General features: G+C 62.7%; 6 protein-coding genes. 3 read left to right on the top strand and 3 right to left on the bottom strand.

Annotated elements, in window-relative coordinates; translation table 11 throughout:
* A complete protein-coding gene (locus AC6LJY_RS18940) occupies positions 1-972 on the bottom strand; it encodes a glycosyltransferase family 9 protein (protein ID WP_314365539.1) in 972 nt (323 codons plus the stop codon).
* A gap of 107 nt (positions 973-1,079) precedes the next feature.
* Here AC6LJY_RS18940 and msbA point away from each other — a divergent pair, with 107 nt between their 5' ends.
* The 3 genes from msbA to AC6LJY_RS18955 all read left to right on the top strand — a co-directional run bounded on the left by msbA (position 1,080) and on the right by AC6LJY_RS18955 (position 6,848).
* Positions 1,080-2,855: a lipid A export permease/ATP-binding protein MsbA gene (gene msbA, locus AC6LJY_RS18945; protein WP_046807762.1), complete on the top strand. Its 1,776-nt coding sequence runs from the start codon at positions 1,080-1,082 to the stop codon at positions 2,853-2,855.
* 224 nt (positions 2,856-3,079) lie between these two features.
* Positions 3,080-4,888, top strand: coding sequence for a monovalent cation:proton antiporter-2 (CPA2) family protein (locus AC6LJY_RS18950; RefSeq protein ID WP_314365542.1), 1,809 nt, complete (start codon positions 3,080-3,082; stop codon positions 4,886-4,888).
* Positions 4,889-5,381: 493 nt separating this feature from the next.
* A complete protein-coding gene (locus AC6LJY_RS18955; RefSeq protein ID WP_314365544.1) occupies positions 5,382-6,848 on the top strand; it encodes a sensor domain-containing diguanylate cyclase in 1,467 nt (488 codons plus the stop codon).
* A gap of 11 nt (positions 6,849-6,859) precedes the next feature.
* On the opposite strand, the gene AC6LJY_RS18960 is transcribed toward AC6LJY_RS18955, so the two are convergent.
* Together AC6LJY_RS18960 and rng are read right to left on the bottom strand one after the other, a co-directional pair.
* Positions 6,860-7,561 carry a DUF3053 domain-containing protein gene (locus AC6LJY_RS18960; RefSeq protein WP_046807765.1) on the bottom strand — a complete coding sequence of 234 codons (702 nt, stop codon included), beginning with the start codon at positions 7,559-7,561 and terminating at the stop codon, positions 6,860-6,862.
* Between the two features lie 196 nt (positions 7,562-7,757).
* The gene (gene rng / locus AC6LJY_RS18965; protein WP_104143317.1) at positions 7,758-9,239 is read right to left on the bottom strand and encodes a ribonuclease G; all 1,482 of its coding nucleotides are present in this window, start codon (positions 9,237-9,239) and stop codon (positions 7,758-7,760) included.
* Between the last annotated feature and the right edge of the window lie 359 nt (positions 9,240-9,598).

A 9,598-nucleotide genomic window follows, 5' to 3' on the forward strand; every position in this document is an offset into this window, starting at 1 on the left:
TTACATCGTCCCGCCCAGCAGGGACATCGCCTGCTGTTCTACTTCGTCGACGGTCGGCCATGCATGCTCAGACCCGACGCATACCGCCCGAGGCGACCACGGACCGGTTCGGCCCGGCCGGGTCACGCCAAACAGCGCAAGTTCCCGGGCGGACGCGGCGGCGGCAACGTGGGAGACCCCGGAGTCGTTGCAGATCACCAGCGCCGCGCGCGCCGTCAACGCGGCAAACGCGCCCAGCGGCAAGGCGGGCAACAATTGCGCCGTTGGGGCGTTGCGCCGTGCCTCGTCCGTTTCGGCCGGAGGGGGGCACATTACCACGGTATGGCCTTGCGCCTGTAAGGCGCGCGTCAGTGTATCGAACCCCGGCCAGACCTTGATCTTGCCCTTGTGCAGGCCGGTGGCAGTGGGAGCAATCAGGATAAAACGCTGCGCGCTCAGCCCGGCGGCCTGCATGGCTTGGTCGGCGGCCTGCTGGTGCGACGGGGTCAGCGGCAGGTCCAGCGTGGGGCCGGGCTGCGCCGGGCCGCTGGGCAGGCCCCACAGCGACAAGGCCTGGCGGGTCAGGTGGTGCCAGGACTGCACGGCGTGCAAAGATTCATCCGGCTTGTTCACCGGCCAACGCAGCAGAAAGCTGCGGCCATCGTCGCGGTAGCCGGCGCACGGCAGGCCGGCCAGCCGGAACACCAGGGCGCTGGATAGCGAATCGGGCAGCAGCAGGCCCCGCGCGCGGCGGCCCATGGCGCCCAGCGAGCGGCGGTGGGCGCTGACGGCGGCCCGGTCCGGGCCCACCTTGCCGCGCATGGGAACAAAATCCTTCTTCGGCACGCCATCGAGCAGGTCGCGGGCCCATGGCCGCGCGCAGATCACCAGGGGCAGGCCACTGGCCTGCAATGCGCGCAAGCTGGGCAGGCTCATGCAGACGTCGCCCACCCAATTGGGCAGGCGCACGTATAAACAGCTGATATCGGACATGGATGGGTGGGAAGGCAAATTAGTCTTATTAGGGGTAGGTCGGCTCAGCGCGGCGGCGCGTAGCCAGTACAATCCTGGGCACAATTGTATAAAAGCGAGTGTTCCCTTTGAATTCTCCCGCACGCAACACACCCGCGGACTCCACCCCCGTCAAGGCTGAACTCTGGAGCCGGATCTACAGCCGGGTGGGTTCCTACTGGAAGGGCTTGTTGCTGGCCGTCCTGCTGATGGCGGGCGCGGCCGCGACCCAACCGGTTCTGGCCGTCATTATGAAGCCCTTGCTGGACGGCGGCTTTTCCGGCAACAAACCCTATTATGTCTGGGCACTGCCGTTGGCGGTGGTGGGCCTGATCCTGCTGCGCGGCATCTGCAACTTCTTCAGCGACTACCTGCTGGCCTGGGTGGCCAACAACGTGCTGCTGGGCATGCGCCGCGACATGTTCGAGCGCCTGCTGGGCCTGCCCGACGCCGACTTCAAGCGCGGCGACACCGGGCGCCTGCTGAACCGCTTCACCATCGACGCGGGCAACGTCACCGGCTATGCCACCGATGTCATCACGGTGCTGGTGCGCGAAACGCTGGTGGTCATCGCGCTGATCTGCGTCCTGCTGTACATGTCGTGGGTGCTGACGCTGATCATCCTGATCATGTTGCCGGTGTCGGTGCTGATCTCGCGCTTTTTCATCAAGCGCCTGCGCCGCATCAACCGCGATACGGTCAACATGAACGCCGAACTGACCCGGGTGGTCGGTGAAGGCATCGACGGCCAGCGCGTCATCAAGCTGTTCGATGGCTATGAAGTCGAACGCGGTCGCTTCGATTTCGTCAGCCGCCGCCTGCGCCGATTTGCCATGCGCACCGCCACGGCGGACGCCGCGCTGACGCCCCTGACCCAGGTCTGCATTTCGATTTCGGTGGGCGCGGTCATTGCCGTAGCCCTCAGCCAGGCCAACAGCGGCTCGCTGACGGTGGGTAGTTTTGCGTCGTTCATGGCGGCGCTGGCGCAGATCTTCGACCCCATCAAGCGCCTGACCAACGTGGCCGCCCGCATGCAAAAAATGCTGGTGTCCGCCGAAAGCGTGTTCACGCTGATCGACCAGACGCCCGAGATCGACACCGGCACCAAGGAACTGCCCGAACCGGTGCGCGGCAAGGTGGAATTTCGCCATGTCAAACATCGCTTTCCCGATGCCGACCGCGATACGGTCCACGACATTTCCTTCGTGGTGGAGCCGGGCCAGACGGTCGCGCTGGTGGGCCGTTCGGGCAGCGGCAAGACCACGCTGGTCAACATGCTGCCGCGCTTTGTGCTGGCCGACTCCGGGTCGATTTTGGTGGATGACACCCCCATCAACGAGCTGACGCTGCGCAGCCTGCGTTCGCATCTGTCGCTGGTCAGCCAGGATGTCGTGCTGTTTGACGACACCATCGCGGCCAACGTCGGTTACGGCGCGCTGGGCAAGTCCAGCGAGCAAAAAGTGCGCGACGCCCTGGCGGCCGCCAACCTGCTGGAATTCGTGGAAGGGCTGCCGCAGGGCATCAACACGCAGGTCGGCGAGAATGCCGCCCGCCTGTCCGGCGGCCAGCGCCAACGCCTGGCCATTGCGCGTGCGCTGATCAAGAACGCGCCCATTTTGATCCTGGACGAAGCCACCTCGGCGCTGGACAACGAATCCGAACGCCAGGTGCAGGCCTCGCTGGAACGCCTGATGAAGGGCCGCACCACGCTGGTCATTGCGCATCGGCTGTCCACGGTTCAGAACGCCGACCGGATCATCGTGCTGGATGCCGGAAAAATTGTCGAAGAGGGTCCCCACGCCGAGCTGCTGGCCGCCAATGGCCTGTACGCGTCGCTGTACAAGATGCAATTTCGCGACGACTGAACGCGACCCTTATCGGCCCGAGCCGCCGCGCAACCAGCGCGGCGGCTTTTTTTGTGCCGCCCGGGGCACGGCGCGGGCGCTTCTTGGCGCCGCCCCGTCCACCGCCCAAGCCCCGTAGTTTCTGATTGCCAATCCGACGGATAGCCGGAAAATGGCGCAAGCCCCTCTGCTGTGGCCGGGCCCTGCCTTGTATGGCGGGCCCATCGTATAACCAGGAGCGCCTTATGGCTTCGCCTATCGAAGGCAATCAACTTGTGAACGTCGTCGTCCTGCTGGGCGCGGCGGTCGTCGCCGTACCGATCTTCAAGCGCCTGGGGCTGGGTTCCGTGTTGGGCTACCTGGCGGCCGGCTTGGCGATCGGTCCCTTCGGCATTGGTTTCTTTTCCGACCCCAAGTCCATCCTGCACGTGGCGGAACTGGGCGTTGTCATGTTCCTGTTCATCATCGGGCTGGAAATGCAGCCTTCGCGCCTGTGGAAGCTGCGGGGTGAAATCTTCGGGCTGGGCGTGGCGCAGGTCCTGGCCTGCGGCGGGCTGCTGACGGTGGTGGGCTTGCTGGCGGGCCTGTCGGGCGCGGCCGCGTTCATGGCCGCGATGGGATTCGTGCTGTCGTCCACGGCAATCGTGATGCAGATCTTGGGCGAGCGCGACGAAAGCACCAGCGCGCAGGGCCAGCGCATCGTCTCCATTTTGCTGCTGGAAGACCTGGCCATCGTGCCCCTGCTGGCCTTGGTGGCCTTGCTGGCGCCCAGCGGCGCGACGGCGGATCACGGCAACCCCTGGACGCAGACCGCGATAGCCCTGGGCTGCATCCTGGCGCTGCTGGCGGCCGGGCGCTGGTTGCTGAACCCGTTGTTCCGGCTGTTGGCCGCCGCCCACGCCCGCGAAGTCATGACCGCCGCGGCCCTGCTCGTCGTGCTGGGCGCCGCCTTGCTGATGGAACTTGGCGGCTTGTCGATGGCGATGGGCGCGTTCCTTGCCGGGGTTCTGTTGTCCGAATCCACGTTTCGACATCAGCTGGAGGCCGAAGTCGAACCGTTCCGGGGCATATTGCTGGGCCTCTTCTTTCTGGGCGTCGGCATGTCGCTGGACCTGTCGGCCGTGGCGCGCGAATGGCCACTGATCCTGGCGGCTGTTGTCGCGTTCATGGCGGTGAAATCGCTGGGCGTCTACGTAGTGGCCCGCTTGCTGCGCGCCTCGCACGCAGAGGCGGTGACGCGGGCGGCGTTGCTGGCCCAGGGTGGCGAGTTCGCGTTCGTGCTGTATGGAGCGGCTGCGGCTGCCGGCATTTTCGACGCGCATACGGGGGCGGTGCTGACCGCAGTCGTCATTATTTCCATGGCTCTGACCCCATTATGTGTACTGTCGTTGCGGTGGCTGCTGCCCGCGCCGGTTCCTTCCATGGACGGAGTGGATGTTGCGCAAGATCTGGACGGCTGCGCGCTGATCGTGGGTTTTGGCCGTTTCGGCCAGATCGTCACCCAGGCGATGCTGGCGCGCGACCTGAAAGTGTCGATTCTGGATACGGACACCGACGCCATCCGCGCGGCAGCGAAGTGGGGTGTGAAGGTGTACTACGGCGACGGTACCCGCATCGACATGTTGCGTACGGCCGGTGCTGAAAATGCCTGCGCGATCCTGATTTGTATCGACAACCCGCAGGCCGTGAATCACATGGTCAAGCTGATCAAGTCCGAATTCCCCTTGGTGCGCGTGGTGGTCCGGGCGTATGACCGCATTCATTCCCTGGCCCTCGCCAAGGAAGGGGTCGACTACCAGGTGCGCGAAACGCTGGAATCGGCGCTGGTATTCGGCGAAGCCGCATTGCGCGCCATCGGGGTGCCGGCGGACGAGGCCGCCGAGGTGGTGCAGGACGTGCGCCGGCGCGATACCGAACGCTTCGACCTGGAAGTGGCGGGCGGCCTGTTCGCGGGCCGGTCGTTGCTGTACGGCAATATGACGGGGCCTGCCGACGGGCGAAACGACAAGCCGGACCGAGAAGCCGCCGAGGCGGCCACCAATCCCCTGGCGTAACGCTGTATATCGCCATCGTTGCACAACTTTTCGGTTCATTTCACGCGCGGCGGTGCCCGGCTGCGGTAGATTTATCAGCACTGACTCTTCACTTACGAAGAGCATTTGCCAGGGGGCTGCCATGCTGCATTCGGACCGGGGTTTTTTGACACCGCACGCTGTAGGGGTTGAGCTTGCCCGACGCCAGGCTTTGGCGTTGCAGTGCGGATTTTCGGCTGACGCGATGCGTCAGCTGCTCACGCCAGGGGGCAGCGCTGCGCCTGCATGGGCGATCAGCGCACACCGCGAGACGGACCGGGTCCGGGGCGCGGGCGCGTTTCCGTTCCGAATCGGCGCGGCGGCGGTTTCTTGACGGCTAAGGCCGGGCGTACGGCGCCCGGCGCGTTGCTCGGGTTTGCCGCCTTGCGCGCCGCGCCAGGCGGCGGCATCATCCTGCTGAATATCGCAAGGACGTCAGCCACGACACCCGCACGCATCGCCAAGGAGCGCCGGTTTGAAGTCTCGCAGTTTTGTGCACCGCGCCTTGTACGCGTTGGCCGGACTGGTGGCCATCGGCATCTGCATGGCGGCAGTGGCGTTGCTGTGGATCGACCGTCAGGCCACCTGGGCTACCGCGAACAAGTCGGCACGTAACATCACCGGGGTGCTTGCCGCTGATATTGGCCGCACGCTTCAAATCTACGATTTATCCCTGCAAGGCGTCGTAGAACGGCTGGGCGAGCCCGGTATCGGGGACGTCAGCCGTCCTACGCTACAGCGCTTTCTGTTTGACCGGTCGTCCACCGCCGAATACCTGGGCGCCATCGTGGTGCTGGATCGCGACGGAAACATCCGTTATGACTCCACCTCGATTAATCCCCCGCCGTTGAATTTTGCCGACCGCGACTACTTTCGCGTGCACCGCGATGCGCACGATGTGGGTTTGTACGTCAGCCGCCCTTATATCAGCCGCCTGCGACAGGGCGATGAAAGCATCGCAATCAGCCGTCGCCTGGTGAATGCGGATGGCAGTTTCGCCGGAGTCGTTGCCGGTTCATTGCGGATGGCGTATTTCCGCGATCGATTCGCAGAGCTGTCCATCGGCCACAACGACGCCATCACGATATTCCGCAACGACGGCGTGGTGCTGGTGCGTAATCCTTATTCCGTTGCGGATGTTGCCGATAGCGGGGCCGGGCTGCTGGCATTCCAGCAATTCCTGATCCGGCGTGAAAGCACTTTCGTGGGCGACTGGGCGCCTGATGGCGTGAACCGTCTTTACACCTTCGACACCATCGACAAGACGCCGCTGGTGATCGACGTGGCGCTATCCGTGGACGACATCCTGGCGCGTTGGGAACGGCGCGCGGCGTTGATCGTGCCCGTTACGCTGGCACTGTTTTTCTCGGTGATGGCGCAGATTGTGTTGTTCCGTCGTGAAATGCGGTGGCGTCAGGCATTCGAACAGCAATTGCGAGAGCGCGCACAGACGGATGGCCTGACCGGCATCGCCAACCGACGCACGTTTGACGAAACGCTTGAGCGCGAGTGGGCATCGGCCCGCCGCAATGGCACGCCGATCTCACTGCTTTTTCTGGATGCGGATCACTTCAAGCGCTACAACGATCGCTACGGCCATCAAGAGGGCGACGAGCTGTTGAAACGGCTGGCGCTGGCCCTCGAGAGTAAAGCCCGGCGGCCTCGCGACCTGGCGGCCCGCTATGGTGGCGAAGAGTTCGTGCTGCTGCTGCCCGATACCGATCGCGGCGACGCGACGGCCATTGCCGAATCCATACGGGGAGCGATTGCGGAATTTGGTATTCCGCATGAAGACAATGTGGGCGGCATCGTCACGGTCAGCATCGGTGTGGCAACTGCCAGACCTACCGATGCAGAGCCCGCATCGACGTTGCTTGAGGCCGCCGACGCCGCCGTGTATCGCGCAAAAAAAGCCGGGCGCAATCGAATCGCCTCGGCTTGATGGTCCCTGACTTATCGGCCCAGCATCAACGCCTGCATGCGGGTATGCGCCTGTTGCAGGTTCTTGGCCTGTTCATTCAGGTTTTGCAGCAGCTGGTTCAACTCGGTTTGCACCGCCGGGTCGTTCACCTTGACGATCGGACCGGAGATCTCGATCTGCGCTTTGTGCGCCTCGACGTAGTCGGCGATTTTCAAGCCGCTGTCGAAGGTGGCATTCAATTGCGGCAGCACGTCGCGGAACGTGTCGGCGGGCAGGCTCACGGTCTTTTCATAGGCCTTGTCGTAAACCGTCTTCAAGTCCGCCGGCTGTTTAAGTTGCGCGTGCGCCGCGTCCGCCTTGGTCTGCTGATCTTTCAGTGCAACGCCCATATCGCTCAAGGACTGTTGAGCGGCTTTCATATCCTCGCGGCGCGTCACGATATCGTTCAACGAACGCAGGGCGCCTTTTTGGATGATTCCAGACAACGGCTTTACGGACGCGTCCATGCCGGCGTTGAAATCGGTGATCACGGCGTAATGGGCAGCGTAGTCGCCGAACGACTTCTGTTCCTCATCCGTCAGCTTGGGCACGCGCACGCCGGGCTTGTCCACGATGCGAGTTTGCAGGTACTGAATGAACGCGGCACGCTGCTCGGGCTCCTTGTCGCCGCAAGCGGCCAGCACCAGCGGCAGCGCCGCAACCAGCAGCAAGAACGGACGGAATAGGGACTTCATTGAATAACCTCCGAAAGCATGAAAAAGGGCGCTTGGCAGGGTAAACCCTGTCAAAGCGCCCGCGAGCTTATCGGCTGAAGCTACTCGCCGCCATCCGTTTCAAACTTCATTTCAATCGAATCGTTACGTCACATAATTTGCGAAGATTGATGTGAAAGTCAGATGGGTTTTTGCTATACGCGCGTGTCAGGCGAGATTAAACGAGAATGATGTCGTATTTTTCCTGCGTATAGGTGCTCTCGACTTCCAGGGATACCCGTTTGCCGACGAAATCGCCGAGCATCGCCAAATGCTGGCTTTCTTCTTCCAAAAATAAATCCACGACGTCCTGCGACGCCAAGATCCGAAACTCCTTGGGATTGAACTGGCGGGCCTCGCGCAGGATTTCACGCAGAATCTCGTAGCAGACGGTACGCGGCGTGCGGACATTGCCGCGCGATTCGCACATGGGGCAGGGCTCGCAAAGCTGATGCGCGAGCGAATCCCGCGTGCGCTTTCGCGTCATTTCCACCAGCCCCAGTTGCGTGAAGCCATTAACCGTCATGCGCGTGCGGTCGCGCGACAAGGCTTTTTTGAGTTCGGCCAGCACCGTGTCGCGGTGTTCCTGCTCTTCCATGTCGATGAAGTCCAGGATGACAATGCCGCCCAGGTTACGCAGCCGCAGTTGGCGCGCGATTGCCTGGGCCGCCTCCAGGTTGGTCTTGAATATGGTGTCGTCAAAGTTGCGGCCGCCGACGAACCCGCCGGTATTCACGTCCACCGTCGTCAGTGCTTCGGTCTGGTCGATGATCAAATACCCGCCCGATTTCAGGTCCACCCGGCGAGACAGCGCCCGCGCAATTTCGTCGTCGACGTTGGCGGTATCGAACAAGGGGCGGTCGCCGCTGTAATGTTGAATGCGGTCGACTACCGACGGGGTGTAGACCCGTGCCCATTCCAGCATCGCGGCGCTGGTCGTGCGCGAATCCACCAGAATGGCGCCAATCGTCGGCCCCACCATGTCTCGCAATACGCGTTGCGCCAGCGTCAGGTCTTGATGCAAAAGCGCGGGGGCGGGCTGGGTTCTAGCGGCAGCCTGGACGCTGCTCCAGAGCTTGCGCAAATATTCCAGGTCGGCGGTTAGTTCTTCATCATTAGCGCCTTCGGCCTGCGTCCGCACGATAAAGCCGCCTTTCTCATCCGCCGGCATCAGCGCCTGCAGCCGCTCACGCAGCTGAATGCGCTCGGATTCGGCATCGATCTTCTGCGAAATCCCGATATGGGGATCATGGGGCAGATAAACCAGCATCCGTCCCGCCATGCTAATCTGGGTCGACAGACGCGCGCCCTTGGTCCCCAGCGGGTCCTTGACCACCTGAACCATGATGGTCTGTCCCTCGAAGAGCAGCTTTTCGATGGGCGTGGGCGTCAAACCCTGGCTACGTTCGCCGCGGTTCTCACGTAGGTCGGCAATATGAATAAAGGCGGCGCGCTCCAGGCCAATATCGATAAACGCGCTTTGCATGCCCGGCAACACACGAACCACACGCCCCAGGTAGATATTGCCGACATGGCCACGCTGGATGCTGCGTTCCACATGCAGCTCCTGCACTGACCCCTGTTCCACCAGCGCAACGCGGGTTTCAAACGGGGTCACATTGATCAGAATATCTTCGCGCTGGGCGATGGCGGGGGGCATAGCGTGCTCGTCTCCAAGTAGGTGCGGCGTACAGCGAATAGTAAACGTACCCTACGCCTAGGCAAGCCCGGGCGCCAACTATCTATATAGAGGGCGGCATCACCGGTTGCGATGCCCACTTCATGCGTATTTAGATTTACACAACTTTCTTGCCAGCCCGGCCGGCCCGCCCAAAAACCTGTGCTATAGTCTCGCTCCTTCGCAGTTCAGACATTTTTGAACCGCGAAGCCAAGCAGTACGACGGGCTCCGGCCTGCCGCCAAGCAGCCAGCGATGGCAGTCAGGTGGGATTGCAAGGAAGGGTGCAAATCAGGCAAAAGCCAGTTGCACAATCTGCAAAAATCGTGCTATAGTCTTGG

Source organism: Achromobacter sp. RT286_PF (assembly GCF_059760425.1).